Origin of the sequence: Foliimonas ilicis (genome assembly GCF_039939195.1) — a bacterium.
Taxonomy (GTDB): Bacteria; Pseudomonadota; Alphaproteobacteria; order Rhizobiales; family Rhizobiaceae; genus Foliimonas; species Foliimonas ilicis.
Genome location: NZ_JBDUUH010000012.1, coordinates 163,055 through 186,923, shown reverse-complemented (window position 1 = coordinate 186,923; position 23,869 = coordinate 163,055). Strand labels below are relative to the sequence as shown.

The 23,869-nt window shown below is 56.4% G+C and carries 21 protein-coding genes and 1 tRNA gene; 9 read left to right on the top strand and 13 right to left on the bottom strand.

What is annotated here, in order from left to right:
* The first annotated feature begins 70 nt into the window (after positions 1-70).
* Positions 71-961: an NAD(P)/FAD-dependent oxidoreductase gene (locus tag ABFT80_RS22770; protein ID WP_347974247.1), complete on the top strand. Its 891-nt coding sequence runs from the start codon at positions 71-73 to the stop codon at positions 959-961.
* Here the strand turns inward: ABFT80_RS22770 and ABFT80_RS22765 are convergent.
* Both ABFT80_RS22765 and ABFT80_RS22760 read right to left on the bottom strand, forming a co-directional pair.
* Positions 937-1,431 (bottom strand): Rrf2 family transcriptional regulator, encoded by a 495-nt coding sequence (locus tag ABFT80_RS22765; protein WP_347974246.1) that lies wholly within the window; start codon positions 1,429-1,431, stop codon positions 937-939. The two genes, ABFT80_RS22770 and ABFT80_RS22765, sit on opposite strands and share 25 nt — an antisense overlap.
* A 107-nt stretch (positions 1,432-1,538) precedes the next feature.
* A complete protein-coding gene (locus tag ABFT80_RS22760) occupies positions 1,539-2,444 on the bottom strand; it encodes a LysR family transcriptional regulator (RefSeq protein ID WP_347974245.1) in 906 nt (301 codons plus the stop codon).
* 156 nt (positions 2,445-2,600) lie between these two features.
* Here ABFT80_RS22760 and ABFT80_RS22755 point away from each other — a divergent pair, with 156 nt between their 5' ends.
* Together ABFT80_RS22755 and ABFT80_RS22750 are read left to right on the top strand one after the other, a co-directional pair.
* Positions 2,601-3,425: an aldo/keto reductase gene (locus ABFT80_RS22755; RefSeq protein WP_347974244.1), complete on the top strand. Its 825-nt coding sequence runs from the start codon at positions 2,601-2,603 to the stop codon at positions 3,423-3,425.
* A gap of 70 nt (positions 3,426-3,495) precedes the next feature.
* A complete protein-coding gene (locus ABFT80_RS22750) occupies positions 3,496-4,659 on the top strand; it encodes an MFS transporter (RefSeq protein WP_347974243.1) in 1,164 nt (387 codons plus the stop codon).
* A gap of 99 nt (positions 4,660-4,758) precedes the next feature.
* Here the strand turns inward: ABFT80_RS22750 and ABFT80_RS22745 are convergent, their stop codons facing one another.
* On the bottom strand, positions 4,759-5,889 hold the full coding sequence (locus tag ABFT80_RS22745; RefSeq protein ID WP_347974242.1) for a porin: 1,131 nt from the start codon (positions 5,887-5,889) through the stop codon (positions 4,759-4,761).
* Between the two features lie 518 nt (positions 5,890-6,407).
* Between ABFT80_RS22745 and ABFT80_RS22740 the strand changes: the two genes are divergently transcribed.
* Together ABFT80_RS22740 and ABFT80_RS22735 are read left to right on the top strand one after the other, a co-directional pair.
* The gene (locus tag ABFT80_RS22740; protein WP_347974241.1) at positions 6,408-7,481 is read left to right on the top strand and encodes a porin; all 1,074 of its coding nucleotides are present in this window, start codon (positions 6,408-6,410) and stop codon (positions 7,479-7,481) included.
* A 247-nt stretch (positions 7,482-7,728) separates the two neighbouring features.
* The gene (locus tag ABFT80_RS22735) at positions 7,729-8,649 is read left to right on the top strand and encodes a tyrosine-type recombinase/integrase (protein WP_347974240.1); all 921 of its coding nucleotides are present in this window, start codon (positions 7,729-7,731) and stop codon (positions 8,647-8,649) included.
* A 142-nt stretch (positions 8,650-8,791) separates the two neighbouring features.
* On the opposite strand, the gene ABFT80_RS22730 is transcribed toward ABFT80_RS22735, so the two are convergent.
* The 4 genes from ABFT80_RS22730 to ABFT80_RS22715 form a co-directional block, all read right to left on the bottom strand.
* The gene (locus tag ABFT80_RS22730) at positions 8,792-9,316 is read right to left on the bottom strand and encodes a DUF992 domain-containing protein (protein ID WP_347974239.1); all 525 of its coding nucleotides are present in this window, start codon (positions 9,314-9,316) and stop codon (positions 8,792-8,794) included.
* 203 nt (positions 9,317-9,519) lie between these two features.
* Positions 9,520-10,602 carry an NAD-dependent epimerase/dehydratase family protein gene (locus ABFT80_RS22725; protein WP_347974238.1) on the bottom strand — a complete coding sequence of 361 codons (1,083 nt, stop codon included), beginning with the start codon at positions 10,600-10,602 and terminating at the stop codon, positions 9,520-9,522.
* Positions 10,603-10,690: 88 nt separating this feature from the next.
* The gene (locus ABFT80_RS22720) at positions 10,691-12,457 is read right to left on the bottom strand and encodes an SLC13 family permease (RefSeq protein WP_347974237.1); all 1,767 of its coding nucleotides are present in this window, start codon (positions 12,455-12,457) and stop codon (positions 10,691-10,693) included.
* 211 nt (positions 12,458-12,668) lie between these two features.
* On the bottom strand, positions 12,669-13,022 hold the full coding sequence (locus ABFT80_RS22715; protein ID WP_347974236.1) for a winged helix-turn-helix transcriptional regulator: 354 nt from the start codon (positions 13,020-13,022) through the stop codon (positions 12,669-12,671).
* A gap of 109 nt (positions 13,023-13,131) precedes the next feature.
* Between ABFT80_RS22715 and ABFT80_RS22710 the strand changes: the two genes are divergently transcribed.
* Positions 13,132-13,836: a glutathione S-transferase family protein gene (locus ABFT80_RS22710; protein WP_347974235.1), complete on the top strand. Its 705-nt coding sequence runs from the start codon at positions 13,132-13,134 to the stop codon at positions 13,834-13,836.
* 35 nt (positions 13,837-13,871) lie between these two features.
* On the opposite strand, the gene ABFT80_RS22705 is transcribed toward ABFT80_RS22710, so the two are convergent.
* From ABFT80_RS22705 to ABFT80_RS22690, 4 genes are all read right to left on the bottom strand, one after another.
* The gene (locus ABFT80_RS22705; RefSeq protein ID WP_347974234.1) at positions 13,872-14,285 is read right to left on the bottom strand and encodes a MerR family transcriptional regulator; all 414 of its coding nucleotides are present in this window, start codon (positions 14,283-14,285) and stop codon (positions 13,872-13,874) included.
* A gap of 62 nt (positions 14,286-14,347) precedes the next feature.
* Positions 14,348-16,585 carry a heavy metal translocating P-type ATPase gene (locus tag ABFT80_RS22700; RefSeq protein ID WP_347974233.1) on the bottom strand — a complete coding sequence of 746 codons (2,238 nt, stop codon included), beginning with the start codon at positions 16,583-16,585 and terminating at the stop codon, positions 14,348-14,350.
* A 117-nt stretch (positions 16,586-16,702) separates the two neighbouring features.
* Entirely contained in the window at positions 16,703-18,802 is a 2,100-nt protein-coding gene (locus ABFT80_RS22695; protein WP_347974232.1) for an O-antigen ligase family protein, read from the bottom strand.
* 268 nt (positions 18,803-19,070) lie between these two features.
* Positions 19,071-19,147 (bottom strand) — tRNA-Met (locus ABFT80_RS22690).
* Positions 19,148-19,365: 218 nt separating this feature from the next.
* On the opposite strand from ABFT80_RS22690, the gene ABFT80_RS22685 reads away from it, so the two are divergent.
* The gene (locus ABFT80_RS22685; RefSeq protein ID WP_347974231.1) at positions 19,366-20,319 is read left to right on the top strand and encodes a Gfo/Idh/MocA family protein; all 954 of its coding nucleotides are present in this window, start codon (positions 19,366-19,368) and stop codon (positions 20,317-20,319) included.
* A 52-nt stretch (positions 20,320-20,371) separates the two neighbouring features.
* On the opposite strand, the gene mnmA is transcribed toward ABFT80_RS22685, so the two are convergent.
* Complete coding sequence (gene mnmA / locus ABFT80_RS22680; RefSeq protein ID WP_347974230.1) at positions 20,372-21,562, bottom strand: tRNA 2-thiouridine(34) synthase MnmA; 1,191 nt, start codon at positions 21,560-21,562, stop codon at positions 20,372-20,374.
* Positions 21,563-21,833: 271 nt separating this feature from the next.
* On the opposite strand from mnmA, the gene sciP reads away from it, so the two are divergent.
* Positions 21,834-22,109, top strand: coding sequence for a CtrA inhibitor SciP (gene sciP / locus ABFT80_RS22675; RefSeq protein ID WP_347974229.1), 276 nt, complete (start codon positions 21,834-21,836; stop codon positions 22,107-22,109).
* 162 nt (positions 22,110-22,271) lie between these two features.
* On the opposite strand, the gene ABFT80_RS22670 is transcribed toward sciP, so the two are convergent.
* Positions 22,272-22,649, bottom strand: coding sequence for a flagellar export protein FliJ (locus ABFT80_RS22670; RefSeq protein ID WP_347974228.1), 378 nt, complete (start codon positions 22,647-22,649; stop codon positions 22,272-22,274).
* 448 nt (positions 22,650-23,097) lie between these two features.
* On the opposite strand from ABFT80_RS22670, the gene ctrA reads away from it, so the two are divergent.
* Complete coding sequence (ctrA, locus tag ABFT80_RS22665) at positions 23,098-23,793, top strand: response regulator transcription factor CtrA (protein ID WP_347974227.1); 696 nt, start codon at positions 23,098-23,100, stop codon at positions 23,791-23,793.
* Positions 23,794-23,869: the final 76 nt, after the last annotated feature.

Here is a 23,869-nt window from a genome sequence, read left to right as displayed (position 1 = left end):
GTTGCGTGAATTGACTCGGTTAGTTTTGTAACTTATCAGGTGGCGAGAAAATTCTAAGGAAGGTTCTCGCATGGATTATGATGCCGTCATTATCGGTGGAAGTTACGCCGGCCTTTCCGCCGGCCTGCAATTGGCGCGGGCGCGCCGCTCTATTCTGGTCATTGACGGCGGGGTTCGCCGCAATCGCTTCGCCAGCGCATCGCACGGTTTCTTGACGCAGGACGGAAGCACGCCTGCCGATATTGCCGCGAAGGGCAAAGCGCAGCTTCTGGCCTATGACACGGTCGCTTGGATGCAGGGACATGCAGAGCGGGCCGAGGCAATCGAAGGCGGATTCCGTATTTATACGCCAGACAAACCGCCCGTTACGGCAAGCCGCATCGTGCTTGCCATGGGCGTCATCGATGATTTGCCTGAAATCCCGGGACTATCGGAGCGCTGGGGCAAGAGCGTTTTTCACTGCCCTTATTGTCATGGTTATGAGCTTCAGCAGGGCCGGATCGGCGTTCTGGCGAGTTCGCCCTTATCCATGCATCACGCGATACTTTTGCCGGATTGGGGGCCGACGACGCTGTTTTTGAACGGTGCGTTCGAGCCTGATGACGAACAGTTGGAAAAGTTGAAGCGCCGCGGGGTAAAGATCGAGCGTGAACTTATCGAGCGACTGGCGGGCGACAATCTCGATGTCATCCTGAAGGATGGCCGGGCTGTTCCGCTCGATGGCATGTTCACCATCACAAATACCCGCGTGTCGAGCCCGATCGCCGAACAACTCGGTTGTGCATTCGATGATGGGCCGCTTGGCGCTTTCATAAGGACTGACGGCATGAAGGCGACGACGGTTCCCGGCGTTTTCGCCTGCGGTGATGCCGCGCGCGCGACCGGTTCACTGCCGCTTGCGGTGGGGGATGGCGCGATGGCGGGTTCTGCGACCCATCAGTCGCTGATTTTTGCAGCCTGATGTCCAACCAGGCCGTGGGCTTCGGCGGTGAATTTGCTTTGCGGATTTGCGCGGCAAATCGTGTCGAACTCCGCGGCCAGATCGGACATGGGGACTGACCCCAGCCGCTCGATCAGCAGCGCTTCGGCCTGCCGCAAAGCATCATCGAGGGCCTTGTTCACGATGCGCTCGACGGCGCAATCCGGCGAACTGTGTTCATTGCCGATGGCAAAGATCTTCGGGCCGCCGACCGCGCGATGAATGTCGAGAAGCGTGACCTGTTTCAGGTCGCAATCGAGCACCCAACCGCCGCCATGCCCCTTGCCGGAGCGCACATAGCCTGCCTTTCGTAGTCCCGCCATGGTGCGCCGGACGACGACCGGATTTGTGCCGAGCATCTTGCCGATCTGTTCGGATGTGAAGGGCTGATCGTGCCTTGCCATATGCAAAAGCACATGGAGCATGCGCGAAAGGCGGCTATCGGTTCTCATTTCGGATTGCTTTGCAGCTCGTTGCGTTTCTTCGGAACGCGCAATCTAGTCGATCTGCTTCCTCGTTACAAACGGTGTTACGTGATGGCGGGAGTTGCCCGGATGAGTCAGCCTTCCTGCATGTAGGACTGCAAGCGGGGGATCATAAAATCGAGGAACAGCCTTATCCGATGCGGCATATGGTGCCCGCCGAGATACAAAGCGTGGATTTCTTCCCTGTCTTCCGCGCCTGCATCGGTGAGAATTTCGACCAATCGCCCCTTTGCAATGTCCTCGCGGACATGAAAGTCGCCCAGTCGCGCCAGACCCATTCCCGCTATCGCCAACCGGCGCACTGTCTCGCCATTGTTGGCCAGAAGATTGGTGCTCACCACGCGATCGACGATCCGACTGCCTTCCTTGAACGGCCAGACAGGGGCTGCGCGGCGGAAGTTGAAGCTGAGACAATTGTGCTTGTCGAGGTCATCCAGCGTCTGCGGCGCTCCGTGGCGTTTCAGATAGTCCGGTGAGGCGACGATTCTGCGCTGCGCCGAGCCTATTTTTCGCGCGGTCAGTCCTGAATCGGGCAAGGCGCCGATGCGAAAGGCGATGTCGGTGCGCTCCAGATAAAGATCGACGATCTCATCGGACAGCGACATATCGATCATGATGTTGGGGTGCGCTGCCCAAAAGTCCGGCAAAAGCGGCTCAATCGCCCAGACGCCGAAGCCGACTGACGTGTTGATGCGAACGGTTCCAGATGCGTTCTCCGCACCTTGCGTCAGTTCACGCTCGAAATCGTCGAATTCCGAGACCAGAGCCTTGCCGCGCTCGTAAAACAGTTTGCCCTCGTCCGTCAGCGAAAGACGGCGGGTCGATCGCTCGATCAGCCTGACGCCAAGCCGTGTTTCGATGCGGGCAATGAGCTTGCTGACGGTCGATGGCGTCATCAAGAGAAGGCGTGCTGCCTCCGAAAAGCTTCCGGTTTCTATCACGCGGAGGAACACCTGCAGTTCGCCGATGCGATTATCCAAGGTCATTCTCCGCTTTTCAGACCGGAATTGTAGTTTTTAAGCGCGTATATGTGAACTGGTTTCACGAGTGATGTGGATGGCCGCCTGATTATCAAGGTGCCTGCCCGATGCCATTTAAGCGGTCACATATGCATGTTTATCAGGAGATTTCGCATAATGCTGACCAAGATCGCCAATGGCGCAACGCTTCCACCCCTCGACTTCGGCGTATTCCGAATGTCGGATGCAGAGGTGGAGCAAGTGATCCCCGCTGCATTGGAGGCAGGCTTTCGCCACTTCGATACGGCCCAGATCTATCAAAACGAGGCCGCATTAGGCCGTGCGCTCGATAAAGCCGGTGCGCGCCGTGACGATTTGTTCCTGACCACGAAGGTCTGGGTCGACAATTACAGCGATGCGCGGTTTGCCGCTTCGGTCGATGAAAGCCTGGATCGACTCAAGGTCGATGCGGTGGATTTGATGCTGCTGCATTGGCCAGGCAATATTGTGCCGATCGCCGATCAGATCGCCATGCTGAATGCCGTGAAAGCGGCCGGCAAGACACGGCATATCGGTGTGAGCAACCAGAATATCGCCCAGATGCGGGAATCGGTTCGTTTGAGTGATGCGCCGATCGTCACCAATCAGATCGAAGTGCATCCTTATCTGGATCAGTGCCGGGTAATCGCAGCGGCTGCGGAGGCGGGCGTTGCCACGACTGCCTATTATGGCATGGCGGACGGCAAGGTCATCGATGAGCCGGTGATGCGGTCGATCGGACAGGTGCATGGAAAATCCGCGGCGCAGATCGGTTTGCGCTGGCTCATTCAACATGGATTGGTTGCGCTGACAAAAACGGCAAAACCCGCGCGCGTCGCGGAGAATTTCGCCACTTTCGATTTTGAGCTCAGCGCGGATGAGATGGCCAGGATCGATGGTCTCGCAAAGCCCGGCGGTCGCCTCGTCAGCCCAGAAGGTCTGGCGCCCGATTGGGATCGCTAAGCCTATAATTTAACTTGCCAATCGCCTGTGCCTGATGCGCATGTGCGGCAATCACTCCGGAGAAAATATAATGAAACTCAACTGGCCGCTTCTGGCGCTGGCAATCGGCGCGTTCGGCATAGGCACGACCGAATTCGCCCCGATGGGCCTGCTCCCGACTATTGCTACCGGGGTGGGGGTGTCGATTCCCACGGCCGGTCTGTTGATAAGCGCCTATGCGCTGGGCGTCATGCTCGGCGCGCCGATCATGACGCTGGCGCTTGGCCGGGTGCGCACGCGGACCGCCCTGATTTCGCTGATGGCGATTTTCACGGTCGGCAATCTGCTTTCAGCAGTAGCGCCGGATTACTGGACGCTGCTGATCGCGCGGGTGATCACAAGCCTCAATCACGGGGCGTTTTTCGGGCTTGGTTCGATGGTTGCGGCCAGCGTCGTGCCTAAGGAAAAGCAGGCGAGTGCAGTCGCCATGATGTTCATGGGGCTTACCATTGCCAATGTCGGCGGTGTTCCGGCAGCTACATGGATCGGCCAGCAGGTCGGTTGGCGCGTTTCCTTCGCCGGTACCGCCGGGCTTGGCCTGTTGGCGATGGCGGCACTTTACTTCGCATTGCCCAAGGGCGTTGCCGGGACCATGCCCGATATCCGCAAGGAACTCACGGTCATCACGCGACCGGCGGTATTGCTGGCGATGGCGACGACCGTGATGGGGGCGGGCGCGATGTTTACGCTTTATACCTATGTGGCTCCCGCACTCGAACAGATCACCGGCGCATCGGCTGCATTCGTGACGCTCGGCCTTGTGCTGATCGGCCTCGGCTTCACGATCGGCAATGCTGCTGGCGGACGCCTCGCCGATTGGTCGCTCGATGGCAGTGTAAAGCTGTTTCTGGCGGCATTGGTCGTCATCATGCTGGTTCTGCCGCTGGCAATGACGAGCCATATCGGCGCGGCGATTGGTCTGCTGGCATGGGGCGCGGCGGCTTTTGCTATCGTTCCGCCGGTACAGATGCGCGTCATGCAGGCGGCCAGCGAAGCGCCCGGTCTTGCCTCGTCGGTCAATGTCGGTGCGTTCAATCTCGGCAATGCGTTGGGTGCGGCGGTCGGCGGCGGGGTAATCTCCAGCGGTTTCGGCTATGCGGCCGTGCCGATCGCGGGTGCCGTTCTGGCGGCTGTCGGGCTTGCACTGGTCTTCCTGGCCAAGCCGAAGCCGGTAGTGGAGGCGCGCATCGCCTGAGTTTTGGCTGGTGCGCTTCTAAACGAACGTACGATAGTCCAAATACAAAAAACCCGGCGGTTGCCCGCCGGGTTTTTCTCAAATCAACCTGACGATTGATTAGAACGAGCGCTGGAAGCGGATAACGCCACCGAACTGGCTCTCATCTTCACCAGCCGGCGTAAGGTCGCCGCTGTTCGTGTAGATGACTTCTGGCGTGATCTTGAAGCCAGGAACCAATTCGTAAGCTACGTTTGCCGAAGCAGCCCAGATGTCGCCTTCGTTGTAAGCAACCTGTGCGTTGATCGCAGCCTTTTCGTTGACCTGGTACGTTGCACCAGCCCAAACAGCCCAGTTTTCATTCCAGTTCTTGTAGTTGTAGTCCGAAGCGACGAAGTCGTCGTTATCCGAACCGTAGCCAACCATTGCGAAGACGGAGAACTGTGAGTTGATGTTGAAGTCGACGCGAGCCTTGGCAGCCCACTCTTCAACAACGCTGTCATAAGCGCCGACCAACGACACGCCACCCCAGCCGCCGGTGTACTTTACACCGCCAACGACGTGCGGAATGTAGCTGTCGAGGCCATCTTCACCGGTTTCGAGCGAGACGATAGCCGAGAAGCCATTGCCTGCATCGAAGGTGTAGCTGATCAGATCGGTGTCGAACTTGCCGTAACCGATGATGTCGTCGGCGATGACGCCGCCAGCATAACCGTTGAAGGTCATGAATGCGGTTTCGTCTTTACCGATGCGGAAGCCGCCGAGTTCGATCCAAGCGAAGTTCAGCGAGAACGACGAGTCGTTCACAGCATAGAGATTGCCGAAGCCATCAACGCTAGCGTTAGTGCCGTAGTTGAAGCGGGTCTCAGTGAAGGTGCGCAGGGTGCCGAGTTCGGTTTCCGAAGCGGTCCAGGTCTGGAACGAGAAACGTGCATTCTTGCGGTACGTGTCATTGGTTTCGTTCGCAAGGCCAGTGATCGGATCGAAGCCTTCCGAACGATCAGCGACGCCCTGAAGGCCGCCGTAACCGCCGACATTGTCGCCAGCGCCGATCTGGTAACGGACATAGCCGCCGACGCGCAGGCAGGTTTCGGTGCCTGGGATGTAGAAGTAGCCCGTGCCGTACACGTCGCAGACGCGGACGTATTCCATTGGTTCCGGCTCGGCAATGACGATAGCGTCAGCAGCGCGTGCACCGGAGACTGCGACGAGGGCCGCAGCGGAGCCGAGAAGAAGGCTCTTAATGTTCATTTTCTGACCTCCAGTCAAAAGTTAAAAAACGGGTCTGGGTATTTTTTGCTGAAGGACAGCTTTCCCTGCCCCATCCCCAATATCGAAAAAGACGCGCTGTGCGCTCCTTCTTCTTGGTGGACTTTTACCGAACCGATCGACGCGTACAATAGGCATCAGCGCTTTCCCGGTGCAGCCCGGCTGCTATGACAATGTCTTGTTGCACAAATGACACGATTTCGCCTCGGTTGTTTACCCTTTGGTAACGATGCGGGCCGGGAAACGCCCTTTTTGTCAGTCGGATGGGGTGCTCGCCCGCTCTTTGGCGGCGGTGAATCGACTACTTGAATCCCTATGCAGCAGTCCAGGAATGCAGCTTTTGCAACGTGAGTCGCGATTTGAGTCGCTCATAATTCCTCAACTCGCACAAAACGATTCCCTGGCGCCGGAATTGCTCAAGCCTATTAAGAGGCTGTTCTTGTTCGACAAATCGTCAATCAAGGCATTCCCGTGTTCAGATTCTGACTGGAGGTCAGAAAATGAACATTAAGAGCCTTCTTCTCGGCTCCGCTGCGGCCCTCGTCGCAGTCTCCGGTGCACGCGCTGCTGACGCTATCGTCATTGCCGAGCCGGAACCAATGGAATACGTCCGCGTCTGCGACGTGTACGGCACGGGCTACTTCTACATCCCAGGCACCGAAACCTGCCTGCGCGTCGGCGGCTATGTCCGTTATGACATCGGCGTCGGAGACGGCCCTTACGGCGGTCGCACCGACGTTCTTGATCGTTCGGATGGCGGCCTGAACGACACGTACCGCAAGAACGCACGTTTCTCGTTCCGCACTTGGACCGGTTCGGAAACCGAACTCGGCACCCTGCGCACCTACACCGAGACCCGTTTCAATTACGGCAACAACTTTGCTGGCAACAACAACGGCAGCAGCTTCTCGCTGAACTTCGCCTGGATCGAGCTCGGCGGTTTCCGCGTTGGTAAAGATGAATCGGCATTCACGACGTTCTCCGGATATGCCGGCGGTGTCATCGCTGACGATGTCGTTGCTTTCGGTGCGTACGACACCAATCTGATCAGCTACACCTTCGATGCAGGCAATGGCTTCTCCGCCATCGTCTCTCTCGAAGCTGGTGATGACGTTTACGAAATCGACAGCTACGTCCCGCACGTTGTCGGTGGTGTTAAGTTCACGCAGGGCTGGGGAGCCGCGACGTTGGTTGCCGGTTATGACAGCGTGACTGAAGAGTGGGCTGCCAAGGCTCGCGTCGATTTCAACGTGAACTCGCAGTTCTCCGTCTTCGCGATGGGTCTGTATGGTTCGGATGATGATTTTGATCAGAGCTATTACAAGCAGTTCGATGGCAACTGGGCCGTTTGGGCTGGTGCATCGTACCAGGTCAACGAAAAGGCAGCCTTCAACGCGCAGGTTGGTTACACGGAAGAGGAACTTCTCTCCGTTGCAGCAAACGTTTCGTACGAACTGGTTCCTGGCTTCAAGATCACTCCTGAAGTTGTCTACACCAACTACGGCGATACCGTTGCTGCTGGTGAAGACAAGGACGGCTGGGCCGGTATCCTCCGCTTCCAGCGCTCGTTCTAAGAACGTGACGATTTGAACTAAAGGCGGCCCGGATTGCAAAGTCCGGGCCGTTTTGTTTAGCGAAACCGTGGCGTGGGGCGCCCTTGAAGGAAAGGTTGGGTTCGTAAATTCGCTAAATGCATAGGGATTTCGCAAGAGTTGCGTTTCCCCATCGTGCCTTTTCCACCGACTACCCAGTTGGACTCAAGCGAGGAGGTGCACTAGCATGCCACAGGCTAAGCTTGGGGAATGCAAATGCATTTAAAAAATGATTACAGTCAGTGATAAGTTTTCGTATGCCGAGAACCCGGCAACAAAAGAGGGTTCGACCTACCATCTTACGTATCGAAATCCCGCGTTCAAAGAAGTAAAAACGCATTCACTTTCTGATTTGATTGATAAATATTGTGACATCCTTTGGGATGATGGAAATCACAAATATAATGTCAAATTCTTCATAGGCGAATTGAACGAAATACTTCTAGGTGAACGCTTCAGTGCTTTCAGCCAGGAGACGCTCGACCACCTTATCGGGACTTTGCGCCAACGCGGAAACAGCAACGCCACCATCAATCGGAAGATGGCAGCGCTGAGCAAATTGCTACGCAAGGCGTCTAAAATGGGTGATATCCACAGTCTTCCTGAATTCAGGAGACAAAAAGAACGCGCGGGACGGATTCGCTTTCTTGAACATGAGGAAGAGGACCGGCTGTTTGCGGCTGTCTCCAAAAGATGCCCGGAAAGCGGACGCCTTGCCATCTTCCTGGTGGACACGGGATGCCGTCTGGGCGAGGCGCTTGGTCTTATCTGGAACGATCTTCAAACCGATCGCGTCAGCTTCTGGCTTACAAAGTCGGGTCGCAGCCGAACTATTCCTCTGACCGTCCGTGCGAAGAAATCCGTCGAAGCGGTGCGCGAAAAACGTCTGAAAGGACCATTCGCATCGCTTACCGGTCCGCGTTTTCGCGCGATCTGGAATGAAGCGAAGGCGGAAGTCGGGCTGGGCGAGGACACGCAGGTCGTGCCTCACATATTGCGGCATACATGTGCGTCCAGACTTGTGCAGGGCGGTATCGATATTCGACGCGTTCAGATGTGGCTCGGTCATCAGACTTTGCAGATGACGATGCGTTACGCCCATCTGGCTACAAACGATCTGGACAGTTGCGTCGTGGTACTCGAACGATAGACCGATCAAGCGGGCCGACTGATCCGCTTGACGAGATCACTGTGATGGGATTGTCCGGCTTTGTGAGGCCGGGATGGCAGCCCGACACGAGCGAGATATAATGTGGGCCGGGCGCTTCTGATAAGCGCCCGGCCCATATGTATTAATTCACCGAGTTGAGGGTTACCGATGTGCCGGTCGCGGCAACATTGAGGCCGAGCTGACCTGTCACGCTGACCGTCTGAAGCTGGATCGATCCGGCCGTACCTCCGACCAGAACATTGGCGCCCACGCCGGCACCGACTGTCGCTTCAGCCGTGGCGCCCTGGTAAACACCGCTCAATGAGCCATCATGGTATCCGGCGGTTGGTGCGAAAACAGCCCAAACGAGCTTGCCGCGCGTCGTGAAGCCGAGATCGACACCCATCTTTCTGATCGTGCCGGTGTAGTTGTCCGAACGATCATTGCCGACAGTCGGCGTAAACACGCAATCGACGGTCTTTGCGGAGCCAATCACATAGCCGACGCCGCCACCGACTTCGCATGAGAGATAGCCGATCCTCACGCCGCCCTGTGCGCCGGATTGCTGATAGACTGGCTCGTTGGCCGTAAAGTCAGCCGCATTTGCAAAGGAGGTTCCTGCTAAAGCTAGCGGTACCAGAAAAGCCGTGGCAAGAATCTTTTTCATAATTTGTCTCCTACTGAAGAACGCCGAACGCTCGAACATCGAACGTGTAGGTTCGGCATGCATAACGAGTGTGGCGGGATAACGATCCAAATTGTGTCAACATCACACGACGTTGTGTTTTCCTTAACTAAATTTTTAGGGGTGATCTGAAAGGCACGCTTATTGCCGCCGGATTCGCCGCAATCGGGTTTCCCTCCCAAAACCTATTCGTTTTCGAGCGTGATACCGTGCCTTTCGTACCAGGCTTCGGGATCGGCCTTCAGCGAATTGACGATCTTGGGCAATGTATCGCGTATCGAGTGCCGCGGCCGCCATCCGAGCTGATCGTTTGCGCGGGAAATATCCAGCGCGTAATGATCGTCAGCCATATCGACCATGAATGGGCGGATGAACGGTTTCTCACCGCCGTCGATTGCATCAGGAATGATCGGCTCGGCTTTCTCCTCCACCCATGCACCGGCCTTTGCCAACGGCTTTGGCATGCTCAAAGTCGTCCATTCTTCCTTTCCATGGATGAGGCTGCCGATAAGGTTCTGAAGCTCTTCGTAAGACACGGCTTCCGTTTCGCCGGCCAAAATCACTGCGTCGGGCACAAGCATATGCCGCTTCTCGACGGCGAGACGAAACAGTCGCACAAGGTCATTCTTGTGAAGCAGTGACTGGCCGGCTTTCAGATCGCCCGCATAGAGCCTGCTTTTGAGATCGCGTCCGTAAATCCGGGCGATCTGATGGGCGAGGGTGGGAACGGCGCTTTCATCGTCGTAAAGCCCGGCAAGATGAAGCAACAAATAAGGAATTTTGCCGCTTTCCGCCTTGATGACCGCTTCGGCGTCGGCTTTTGACTGAGGATATGCCCATTTCGGGTTTATCGGCTTGCCTTCATCGATAATCTCGCCCGGCTTGCCGGCCTCGTGGACCAGCATGGTGCCGGAGTAGATGAAACGCTCTACTTCAAAATTCTGGAGCGCCCGCAGGAGGTTGCGGGTGCCATCGACATTCACTTCCGTATAAAGCGGATTGTCCTCGCCGGTAAAATCGAAATAGGCGGCGAGGTGGATGACTGCCGCGATTTTATCGCCGTAAGTTTCGCGTATTTTCTCGAGCGCTGTATTTACGGATTGGCCAGAAGACAAATCGACATCGATCAGCGGAAAATCGGCCTTTTTGCCTTCGACATCCAGACCGACGATGGTGTGTTCGTTTCGAAGTTCCGTTGCTATGGATTGGCCTATGTTACCGGCCGCGCCGGTTATCACTACGATGGATTTGTTGTCTTCTGCTGCCATTGGCTACGTTCCTTTTCTGTGAGGCTCATAGTGCCAACGTGCGCAGAAAGAGGATCGTTCCAGCCGAATCCGATCGACTTTTCGTAAATCAAAGCGGCCAGACCAGAAGCAACGCTGGAACCGCGACGATTATCACAATGAGCGAAAGCGGCAGGCCAAGCCGCGGATAATCGGAGAAACGATACCCGCCCGGTCCCATGACCAAAGTGTTGCATTGGTGGCCGATCGGGGTGAGGAAATCGCAGCCCGCCCCGATTGCCACCGCCATAAGGAACGCCTCGGGACGATAGCCCAGACCCGCCGCAAATGATGCTGCGATGGGAGCTACCACCAGCACGGTCGCCGCATTGTTCAGGAACGGCGTCACGGCCATAGCCACCACAAGGATCAGCGCGAGCGCGCCATAAGAGGGAAGTGCTGCACCAGTCACGGCGAGCCACCCGGCGATGAGGTCGGTTGCGCCCGTGCCGCGCAGCGAGTCACTGACCGGGATCAACGCGGCCAGCATGACCAGTATCGGGCCGTCCATTGCGGAATAAACTTCCCTGATCGGGATGACTTTGAACAAGACCATCATGACGGCTGCGGAGAAAAACGCGATTGCGATGGGAACAGCACCCGTTGCGGTGATGCCCATAGCCGCGACCAGAATGAGGATCGGTATAAGGCCCTTGCGCGCGCTGCCAAGCAAAATGGGCCGCTCGGCAAGAGGCAGGCATCCAAGCTCGCGAAGGATCTGGGGCAGCGCCTGCCTGTTTCCCTGAAGCACGATAACGTCGCCGGTTCGCAGCGTCAGAGTACCGAGGCGTTCGTTCAGACGCTCGCCTTTGCGGCTGACCGCGAGCAGATTGACATTGAAGCGATCGTAAAGTGCCAGGCGTTCTGCCGACCAGCCGATCAGTACGGAATTTTCGCCAATAACCGCCTCGAATGCTTCGGCCTCGTCTTCTTTTCCTACGGATGTCCGACTGCCGGTTACATTCAGCTTGGCTTGAGCGACCATACGGTCGAGTGCTTCAGGATCGCCTTCGATCAGGAGAATGTCACCGGCCTTCAAAAGCGCATCCGGCAAGGGTGTAATCCGCACACCATCGGCGCGCATGATCGACGTGACCATTGCGCCTTGCTGCGACAATTTCAAAAGCTCGCCAACAGGCTTTCCCAGGATCGCGGAGCTTTCGGTCACTTCGGCCTCGGTCATGTAGTTCTTGATGTCGATCGCTTCGTGGATCGAGCCGCCTTCACGGGCTCTTTCGGGCAGAAGGCGATAGAACAGAACAAGGAAAATCACGCCAACTACCGCCAGAGCCGCGCCGACGGGCGTATAATCGAACATGGTGAATGCCTGGCCGGTGATCTCTTCGCGTATGCGGGAGACGACAATGTTCGGCGAGGTTCCGATCTGCGTCATCAATCCGCCAAGCAGCGAGCCGAAAGCCATCGGCATCAGGAACAACGAAGGAGAGGTGCCGGAGCGGCGCGCGAACTGAAATGCGATCGGGATCATGATCGCCAAAGCGCCGATGTTCTTGATGAACGCCGAAAGTATCGTGACGACGATGACAAGAAGCGCGAGCTGCGCGCGAACGGAATTGACATTGGGCGCATAACGCTGGAGCGCCCATTCCATGACGCCGGACCGTGCAACACCGGCGCTGACCAGCAAGGCGCTGCCGACAATGATGACGATGTCGTCGCTGAACCCTTGAAAGGCCTTCTCGTAAGGCACGACACCAACCGCGAGCGCAATTAGCAGCGAACCTGCCGCGACAAGGTCATAGCGGAACCGGCCCCACATAAAGGCAGCCATCATCAAAGCGATGACCGTGAGCGCCAAAATCTGGTCGATTGTCATTCCGGCTCCTCAGGCAACGCATCGCGCCCGGTGTCTGCATAGCGGAATTATTCCGCCGAGACACGGACATGAGGTTGTTAAAAATGAAGAATTCGCGAGGGGAGCATTTGTTCTCGCGAGGGGGTGTTTTTCGAAAACCGAATGCCGAGCGTGGTTATGCGAGCCGCCGGGCGGAATCTGGCTGCCTAAGATGGTACATCGGCGGTAAATTTTAGCCGTCTACGGCTTCGATGCTTTTCGGCGCATCGGCACGGACGTCGTCTGTCCTTTCCCACCAGTCGCCAAGCGCGTCTATCAGCGGCACGAGGCTGTGGCCCGCAGGCGTTAAATCATATTCGACACGCAGCGGATATCCGTCGAACTGCGTGCGCTGGATGACGCCGATTTCCTCCAGCTTGCGCAGCTCCAGCGTCAGCATTTTGTGTGAAATCGCTGGATTGTCCCGCCGCAAATCGCTGAAGCGCTTGGTGCCTTCCTGCAGATAGTAGATCAAAAGCGTGGGCCAGCGCCCGCTCAGCGCTTGCATTACTTCTTCGATGGGGCAGCGGGTGACGAGGTCTTTCATCGGCTTCTCGTGGTTACAAAAAGGTGCGTAATTTACTGGCCGGAACGGATGGGTAAAGGTCCGGTTTCGCTGCGCAGCGTGATCGACAGAAATCACGGAGAACATAATCTTGGAACCGATTTTACTTTACGGCTTCCCGGCGGGAAGTTCCATGGGGCTCGTTGCGGCTCTCGAATGGCTTGGCAAACCCTACAGGCTTTGCCGCGTCGATATGCTTGGCGAGATGCGCGATCCATCCTATGCGCGGATCAATCCACGGCATGAAACTCCGGCCTTCATCACCGATCGGGGCGATGTCCTCACCGAAACAATGGCAATCGCCGCTTGGCTGGAGGCGAGGGATTTTGAGCGGCGCATCAGTTTTGAGCCTCTATCGCGGGAAGCCGAGCGGATGCATCAATTGATGTCGTTTGTGAACACCGGTTTTACCGGGTCATTCAGCCCGCTTTGGGCGGCCATGGAAATGGAGAGCCCAAATCCGGCACTGCAGAGGGCCTTGCGGGAATGGGGCCGGGAAGGGGTTATTGAACGCCACGATAAGCTGGAAGCCATGATCGGGGATACCGCTTTCATGGTCGGTAACCGCCCGAGCCTGGCGGACGGGTTGTTCATCGGAGTGGCACGCTGGCTCGAATTCCATGAGGTTGAGGACAAAAGCAGGTGGCCGAAACTGGCGGCGCTATGTCGCCGGCTCGAGGCCGATCCGGCTGTGATCCATGGAATCGCATTGGAAAATGGCGAGACAAGCACCGGAAACGGAGCACTATCCGGTCATATCGGGCTTGCGGAAGTTATCGAGCGCTTTGGGAGCTAGAATTGACGGGCGCGGATTGTGCAATCCGTGCCCGATCAATGATCGCTTTCACAAAGGTCATGGTTGGCCAGCGCGCGGATCACGTAGCAATCCTTCACATGATCGCCATCGCAGCACGTAGCGATCCGCGCGAGTTCCTGCTCCAGCCCCTGAAGTTTGCGGATTTTCTCGCGAACGGATTCCAATTGTTTGGCTGCGATCCGATCCGCCTGGGCGCAAGGCTTTTCGGGATGCGCGCTCAGTTCAATAAGGGAGCGGATGGAATCGATCGTCAGCCCCAGATCGCGCGCATGCTTGATGAAGGACAGACGCTCACGCTCCTGCTTGCTGTAGCGGCGCTGGTTGCCCTCGGAACGTTCCGCAGCTTCCAGCAGGCCCATCTGCTCGTAATATCTGATCGTGGGGATTTTCACCCCTGTCTTGCGCGACAGATCACCGATGGACAGCATGGATAGAACTCCAAAATCTCTAATGACTAGAGGTATGACCTTCAGCCGGATTGGGCAATGGCTTAGTTCAGGCCCCGCCAGCCCAGCAAGCGCATCGCATTTGCCGTGACGAGAACCGTCGCGCCGGTATCGGCAAGGATCGCGGGCCAAAGCCCGGTGATGCCGAGGATTGTCGTGACCAGGAAGACGGCCTTCAATCCAAGCGCGATGGTGATGTTTTGCCAGATATTCGACATTGTGGCGCGTGAGAGCGCCACCATTCCGGCGACGTCCATCACCCGGCCATGAAGCACGGCGGCGTCGGCCGTTTCCAGGGCGACATCCGTTCCACCACCCATTGCGACGCCGACATCAGCGGCTGCAAGAGCCGGGGCATCGTTGATGCCGTCGCCGATCTTTGCAACGATTTCGCCAGCCTTGCGCAGTTCGCCTACTATGCGCTGCTTGTCCTGCGGCAGAAGTTCCGCACGGGGCTCAAGCCCAAGGCTGGCTGCTATCGCGGCGGCTGTGCGCTTGTTATCGCCGGTCAGCATGATTGACGAAATGCCGAGTTCCTTCAGCGCTTCGATGCCACTGCGCGCATCTTCCCGCGGCTCGTCGCGCATTGCGATAAGGCCCTTCAGTCTGCCGCCCGAAACCAGCACGGAAACCGTTTTGCCTTCATCATTCATCTTTGCAATGCGCAGGCTCAGCTCCTCGCTGATGGGTGTTCGCGCGGTCGCGGCTTGCGGGGAACCAAGGAATGTTTCCACGCCTTCCACCAACCCGATGACACCTTCGCCGCCAATGGCACGCGCATCCGTGGCCGAGACAGGCTGAATTCCACGCAGTTTCGCCTCGTCGAGGATGGCCACTGCCAAGGGATGGCTGGAGCCCAGTTCGAGGTCGGCTGCAAGACGAAGCGTTTCCGTCTCATCGCCATCGAGAGCCATGATGTCGGTGACTTTCGGCTTGCCCGCGGTCAGCGTTCCCGTCTTGTCGAAGGCAACTGTCGTGACCTTGCCGATCGTTTCGAGCACCGCGCCGCCCTTCATGAGAAGGCCGCGCCGTGCACCTGCCGACAGGCTGGCGGCTATGGCGGCGGGAGTGGAGATGACCAGCGCGCAGGGGCAGCCGATCAGCAGGATTGCGAGGCCCTTGTAGATCCACTCGTTCCAGTCGCCTGCGAAAGCAAGCGGCGGCAGGATGGCAACGAGTGCTGCGACCACCATCACGCCCGGCGTATAATATTTGGAAAACCGATCGATGAAGCGCTCGGTCGGGGCTTTGGACTCCTGTGCTTCTTCGACCAACTGAACGATACGCGCGATCGTATTGTCCTGCGCCGCCGCCGTTACGCTGATGCGGAGCGCGGAATCCTGGTTGATCGTTCCGGCGAATACGGCATCGTCCGGTCCCTTCCGCTTTGGAACGGACTCGCCGGTTACAGGCGCCTCGTCGATGCCCGACTGCCCGGACAAAATTTTACCGTCAGCCGGGATTCTGTCGCCCGGACGCACCAGAATAATCTGGCCAACAGCCAGCGCCTCGGCGGGCACTTCGCTCGTTTGCCCATCCGCTTCGAGAAGTGCGGTTTTCGGAACGAGATCGCTGAGCGCACGGATGCTGGCGCGGGCGCGACCGGCAGCGACGCCTTCCAGAAGCTCGCCGATCAGAAAGAGCAGGACGACCGCAGCGGCCTCTTCGCTCGCCTCGATGACGACCGCACCAATGGCGGCGACGGTCATCAATGTTTCGATCGTGAAGGGCATGCCGTTCACCGCACCGGCCCAGGCCCGGCGTGCGATCGGGATCAGTCCGACCGCCATTGCCGCTGTGTAAGCCCAGGGTTCGCTCGCCGGAATGGTTTTGGCCAGAATGAACGCCGCAGCCAGCGCAAGAGCGCATGCAAATGTCAGTCGCGCCTTGGCGCTTTTCCACCATGGCCCGTCACCCGCATCATGCCCATGCAACGAGACAGTCGGAGCAGCGGCTGTTTGAGCCAATTCGCCATGATCGTGGGGATGATCATGCGAATGATGATGATCCCCGTTGCAGTTCGCGTGCGCATGTGGCGCAGGGCTGTTTTCTTTCCCTGATCGCTGCGCTACCGGGAACGTGCGGTAGCCAAGGCTGTCGACGCGCTTGACCAATTCCTTCAGATCAATCGTTGCCGCATGCTCGACCGTCATCTTGCCGGCTGTGGCCGAGACATTGACCTCGCTGACCCCGGGCATCCGTTGAACCACCGTTTGAATTTTGGTCGCGCAGGCGCCGCAATCCATTCCCTCGACACGGAAACGGGTCTTATTTTCTGACATGATACTCTCCAAGGCAGATCAGTTATGATCCTTGGATGCATCGATAATTCCTCTAGCCACTAGAGGTGCAATAGCCGGTGGGAAACTTTTCGCGGGCGGTGGCGTCTCGCAGCGCGACTAAAAATATGTCCGCGGTCTGACAAGCCCCTGCTGTTGAAGACGATAGTAGCAATAAAAGCCGAAGCCGATGGCAAACCACATATATGACTCGCCGATCGCAAGCCGATTGTTGGAGTTGCTCAAAATTGTGATCGCGAAAAAGATCATTGTGGCGACAAAACATTGCATCGCCGATGCGTCGATCAATCTGTGACGGTAAGCCTGAATGACCCGGTAGGTGGCCCATGAGAAAATCGTGAAGTAGAACAAAAGGCCGACAAGACCGTAGCGCATGCCGATCTCAAGATAGCCGTTGTGCATAAGGGTGTAATTCGGGTCCTTATATTTGCGATTTTCCCACTCGTCGAACCAAGAGACGCCGGCTCCCCAAATGGGGTGCTTTTTCCAAATTTCCAAGGCGTTTACCCAAAGCCTAAGGCGCTCATTTGTGGATTCTGGAACGTCGTCATCCGATATCGCATGCTTCATAGTTGACATGATGTCCCTACCGGAAGCGAGCTCGGTACCGAGCGAAGAGGTGGCGACAGCCACACCGCCGCCGGCTTTCCAAATATTTTCGTAAAGCGCGCCAGTTCCCAGTATGAAGACGAGCAATCCAGCAATGGCGACATTCCTCGCCGTTCGGTTTTTGTCGGTGAGGGAGATCAGAACGACCAAAATAGGCAATGCTATTCCAAATGAAAGCCAGACGCCTTTTGATCGCAACGCGTAAATGTTCATCAAGGCCAGAATGAAGGTAATTGCCGCCATGCCCAAAAGTGCTGTGCGCACCCAACCAGCGAGCCCTTCTCTACGTAAGGTGTATGCGGCGAAAGGGATTGAGCAAAGCGCAATGAAACCTACTGCTATACTGGCGTGGATTGTGTTGTTGTGATGGATGTCAGCCGGTCGTGCATTCCTTGCAATCTCGGCATAATCACTTCCGAAAATGAGAACAAATCCGCAGATGGCTATAAACGCTGCTGCAACCCAGAAGGGATTCCTAATGTATAAAAACAGCGCGTATCCGAGTGTGGCGTAAAAAAGCGGCAACAAATACACGCCTTCGGCTGCGCCGGTTCCAGCGTCAGGATGGGTTGAATAATAATACCCAAAGCGAATGGCGACATAGCCAGCCCATGCGATGCACAAAATGCCAATGGGTCCAATCAGAGGTTTGTCATACCTCCAGAACGAAACCCGCAAGTAGTATGCAAGGGAAACAATAACCAGAGCTATTCCAGCATACCGATATGCATCCGATTCAACCCACAACGCGGAAACGAAAATCAAAACAGTAATCGCGGCTAAAGCCTCGGAAATATATGTTGTCAGACGAGTTGTTTGGCTTGGCTCGACTTGAAAGCTGTGTCTCTCTGGTTTCAACAGAACATGGTGGACACGTCGCGCGTAATCTTTCAATCTGAACCATACTGCGGAGATACGTTTTTCTCCCGTGTATTTGACTTTCCTGTAGTCGGCTTTTGATGCAATAAGTGAATTCCGTCTATCTTCCGAGAATTCGAGAATATTGTCTTTCACCGAGAATACCTCGACGCCCGCCGCCCAGAACCGCTCAAGAGCGACATCCCAAGGGAGGCTCATGACGGAAAGTGTATCAAGAAGACGCTGCGCGCCCTGACGCGAAACGAGATATGCTGCGGCCGAGCCCTGAGGACCGTGAATGGCACGGCCTACCTTGTCTCCAAAAGCTGTCCCAGACTCCTGAATGAACAAACTGGTTCTGTGATTTACGAGCTTGATCACATCAAAGTTGGGACTTCCCAGCAAAATGGCTTCTACGCGCTCGAGCGTTTGCGCGTCAGGCCGAACATCATCTTCGATGATTATTGCGAAGGGGGCGCCGTCTTTAAGAAATTCCTGAAGAGCGAGTAGATGGCTCCTGTAGCAGCCATACTCACCTGGCAGAATCGAGCGTCCATTGCGGTGCTCAAAAGACTCAAAATCAACATCCATCCACTCTTTTGGATCGATCGCTGAACCATCGACAGCGGCAATACGACGAATATCTATGCCGAGATCGGATCCGGCCTTGCTTAAATTAGCCCATCTCGTTTTCGATCGGTCCAAATTTATAGCAAAGACTGGAAGTTTCATTAGTGCGCGGTTCCTGATACTCAAAAGGCTGCGCCAACTAATGGATCAGAAGGCGAGATTACAACCCTTTCTCACTTGATCGCATCTATCCGACCCATCATAAATATATTCCATTGTTTAATATTCAGTGTTCATAAGGTGGACTAACTTCAGTCCTCACTAAGCTAAGTGTTTTGCCCGGCACGGCGATGTGAATGTGCGCCAATCAATGCCGGCATTGTTCATCTAGGCGGGAATGAAGGGCGCAGGTCCAAGCGCTTGAAATAAGTGGTAGCGGAGGAGGGATTCGAACCCCCGACACAAGGATTATGATTCCTCTGCTCTAACCTACTGAGCTACTCCGCCACGTCGGCAAGGTTGAAGCGCTGTTCCGAAGAAGGGGCTTACCTGCCGAAGACGGGCGGATATAAGGTTCGTATGTTTGCCCTGTCAAGCGCGTCCGGTGCCGATTTCCAATATATTCCAACGCAATATGCCCAGCCGGCTATTTTGCGCGTCCTGCGGGTTGAGTTCGGGCGTGAGCATCGTTATGTCTCCGCTAGAATTTCTTGAGCCAGGATTTAATGAAACCGCGTATTGCAGTCCTCGGATGCGGATATTGGGGCAGTAACCACATCCGCACGCTAAAGGCTCTCGGCGTCCTCCATGCCGTATCCGATGCCAATTTCGCGCGCGCCGAAGGGTTCGCCAGCGAGCAGGAATGCTTGGCCATCGCACCGGACGATTTGTTCGCGCGCGACGATATCGATGCCATCGTCATGGCGCTGCCGCCGCAGTACCACGCGGAAGCGGCCATTCGCGCCGTGCAATCGGGCAAGGACGTTCTGGTCGAAAAGCCGATCGCGCTGACTGTGGCCGATGCTGAGCGCGCCGTGCAGGCTGCCAAAGACAATAAGCGCATCTTCATGGTCGGGCATGTGCTGCGCTTTCATCCTGCATTCGAAAAGCTCAAGGAGTTGATCGACGAGGGCGAACTCGGCGAAGTGAAATACATCCACTCGCACCGGCTCGGACTCGGAAAGTTCCACACCGAAAACGACGCGCTGTGGGATCTGGCGCCGCATGATCTTTCGATGATCCTCGCGATCACCAAATCGGCCCCGACCGAAATTCGCGGTGAGGGCGCCGCACTACTCGATCATTTGAGCGACTTTGCGCATCTGCACATGCGTTTTCCCGGCGGTTTGAAGAGCCATCTCTTCGCATCGCGGCTCAATCCTTACCGGGAACGCCGGCTGACCGTCGTCGGAACCAAGGCCATGGCCGTTTTCGACGATGTGGAGCCTTGGGAAAGGAAGCTGGCGGTCTATCGTCATGCCGTATGGCAGGACAGCGGCCAGTGGGCGTTCACGATGAACGAGGCTTCCTATGTGCCTGTAGAACAGGGCATGCCGCTCACACGCGAGCTGGAGCACTTCCTGCATTGCATAGAGACGCGTGAAGAGCCGCGTACGGATGGTGAGGAAGCGATCACGGTTCTGCGCATCCTGACCGCCGGTACGATCAGGCACGACTGATTTTCAAAGTTTAAAAAAAGCGGGGCAGGTCGCCCCGTTATTCCGCTGCCGACTATTCTGCGGCGATGGTCGATGGCTTTGCGGCCAAACGCGACAGCATGGCCTCGGCTTCCGCGCCGCGCTCCGAGCGTTCGATGAACCCGCCGCCGAATACGCGCGATTCATCACCATCGTCGCTGTAGAGCACGCAGGCCTGCCCGGGCGCGATGCCGGATTCGCCGTGGCCGAGCTCGACCCAGCTCTGGCCGTTGCGGTGATGCATGGTTGCCGGGCGGGGCGGTCTGGTGGAGCGCACCTTGGCGAAAACCTCGATGCCTTCTTCCGGGATCGACGCGAGTTCGATATCGCCCAGCCAGTTCATCGAGCGCAGGAAAATCTTGTGCGTTTCAAGCGCCTCGCGCGGGCCGACGACGACGCGCGCCTTTTCGGCATCCAGATGCACGACATAAAGCGGCTCGCCCGATGCGATGCCGATGCCGCGGCGCTGGCCGATCGTATAGCGCAATATGCCTTCATGGCGGCCAAGCACGCGACCATCGATGTGCACGATGTCGCCCGGATTGGCCGCTGTTGGCTTCAGCTTTGAAATGATGTCGGAATATTTGCCCTGCGGCACGAAGCATATGTCCTGGCTGTCCTGCTTTGCGGCAACCGAAAGGCCCATTTCCTCGGCCATGGCGCGCACGGCAGGCTTCGACATGCCGCCCAGCGGGAAGCGCAGATAGTTGATCTGCTCCTGCGTCGTCGCAAAGAGGAAGTAGCTCTGGTCGCGGTCGGCATCCACCGGACGGTAAAGCGCCCGGTGCGCGCCATTGGTGCGGCTGCGTATATAATGACCGGTCGCAAGCGCGTCGGCACCCAGATCCTTGGCGGTTTCGAGCAGATCGGCAAACTTGACGGTCTGGTTGCAGGAAACGCAGGGGATCGGCGTTTCGCCGGAAACATAGCTTTCCGCGAACGGGTCGATCACGGCCTTGCGGAAGCGCTCTTCATAGTCGAGCACATAATGATTGATGCCCAATACTTCCGACACGCGGCGCGCGTCTGCAATGTCCTGACCGGCGCAGCAGGAGCCAGCACGGTGCGTTGAAGCGCCATGATCGTAAAGCTGAAGGGTGATGCCGACGACGTCGTAGCCTTCACGTTTCAGCAGGCCCGCAACGACGGAGGAATCCACGCCGCCAGACATCGCGACGACTACGCGTGTGTCTTCGGGGCGTCCCGGCAGGTCCAAGCTGTTCATTGCTTCGTTCATTCCGCTTGTTGTGGCCGCTGTTCGTAGCGTTCGCGCTAAATGCCAATGCTGACAATATAGGTCAACCCTTGCGCCCGCACCAGCTTGTCGGCGCGATCTTCGCACCCGTTCCGGGGCATTTAAAATGCCGGGCAATTCCCTAACGCGGGATTCATGTTCGTTACTTACCCATTACCTTGCGTTTAGGCAATTTTTAAAGCTGTGGCGCTAAGGTGTCCGTGATTGGGTCTTTAAGTTTGTGTTTTGTGTAGAGAGTAGAATGACCGATCTGATTAGACCGCGCGTCAAATATGTCATTGGGCCGGACGGCAGCCCGCTAACTGTTGCTGATCTTCCCCCGACCAATACGCGTCGGTGGGTGATACGTCGCAAGGCTGAAGTCGTTGCCGCTGTTCGCGGTGGCTTGCTCAGCCTTGAAGAGGCATGTCAGCGTTACAAGCTGACGACCGAGGAGTTTCTTTCCTGGCAGGCATCGATCGACGAATATGGTCTGGCCGGTCTCAGGACCACCCGCATCCAGCAATATCGCCATTAGAAACGACCAGTTTCAAACAAAAAAGCCGGCCTCGCGCCGGCTTTTCGTTTTTGGATGTAAAAAACGCCCAAAACGAATTGTCCCCGAAGCGTTTCAGCGCGGGGACGGCAAATAGTCTTTAATTTGCTTGGATTGGCAGGCGTGTGCCTGCTGCTGTCGGCTTTAGCCGATCATCATGCTGCGCGTGTCCGGCACGACTTCGCGGGTTTTTCCGTCGCGGGACTCAAGAAGCTCCGCTTTGGAAAGCTCCGCTTCAGCTTCGTGGAGTAAGGCTTCTGCAGCGCTTCGCTGTTCGACGAGGTCGTTCTGGGAGTTTTTCAGATTATCACGGCGCAATCGCGCGGCTTTTGCGAAGGTGGGATAGGCGAAATGCTCGATATCGGTGATACCGGCCTTCTTTTCCTCGGCATTGATCTGTGCGTCGAGTTCGCCGGCCATCCGTTCGAATTCCGCGATCATGACGTCGAGCTGCAAAAGCTGCCGGCGCTTTTCGTTGACCTGGAACTGTTTAAGTCGGACGAGGTTCTCACGTGACTTCATGATACCGATACTCCCGAAACGCACACACACTCTAACCGTTCGCGGCACAAACCCGAAGAGGGTCCGCCGCTTTGCCCGTAATGCCGTGACAGCATGGAAAACAAATCTTTAATATTTTATGGTCTGGTAACCATTCGTTTACGGGCATCGTTAATGATAAGACCAATGGCTTAAGGCACCGTAAAAATTTCGAGACAAAAGCCGCTTGCGGCATGCGAAATCCGGGTCTGGTTTAGCCGTGACTATTAAAGTGTTGAGTTAAGAGTGTGACATTGCGATTCATCTTTTGATTCAAGAGGGTGTGTCAAAAGTCTTAAAAATCGGATATCACTTGCCAAGGGGAATTAGGTTTTGTTAACCATTCGATGGCAGGCTCCGATTCAGGTAATCACTGCTTCGGTTCCGAATTGTTCGCCACAGCGGTTCGGCGGCAGAAAAGGGGAATAAAATGCGCGTTCTGCTGATAGAAGATGACAGTGCAACCGCACAGAGCATCGAACTTATGCTCAAGTCGGAAAGCTTTAACGTCTACACCACCGATCTCGGTGAAGAAGGCGTCGATCTCGGCAAGCTTTACGACTATGACATAATCTTGCTTGATCTTAATCTCCCCGACATGTCGGGTTATGAAGTGTTGAGAACACTTCGCCTTTCGAAGGTTAAGACACCAATTCTCATTCTTTCCGGCATGGCTGGCATCGAAGACAAGGTCCGCGGTCTCGGCTTCGGCGCCGACGACTACATGACCAAGCCTTTCCACAAGGACGAACTGGTTGCCCGAATCCATGCAATCGTGCGTCGTTCGAAGGGTCATGCGCAGTCGGTCATCACCACTGGCGATCTCATCGTCAATCTGGATGCCAAGACGGTTGAAGTCGGCGGTCAGCGCGTTCACCTCACCGGCAAAGAATACCAGATGCTGGAGCTGCTTTCGCTCCGCAAAGGCACCACGCTCACCAAGGAAATGTTCCTCAACCACCTTTATGGCGGCATGGACGAGCCGGAACTGAAGATCATCGACGTCTTCATCTGCAAGCTTCGCAAGAAGCTGGACGCAGCCTCCGGCGGCCAGAATTTCATCGAAACGGTCTGGGGTCGTGGTTATGTGCTGCGCGAGCCGGAAGAAATTCGCGAAATCGCTTAATATTCAGGTGAGGACGGCCTGCAAAAGATAAATTTCTGCGCTTCCGGTGCTCACGTACCAATGTACGCTCCGCTCC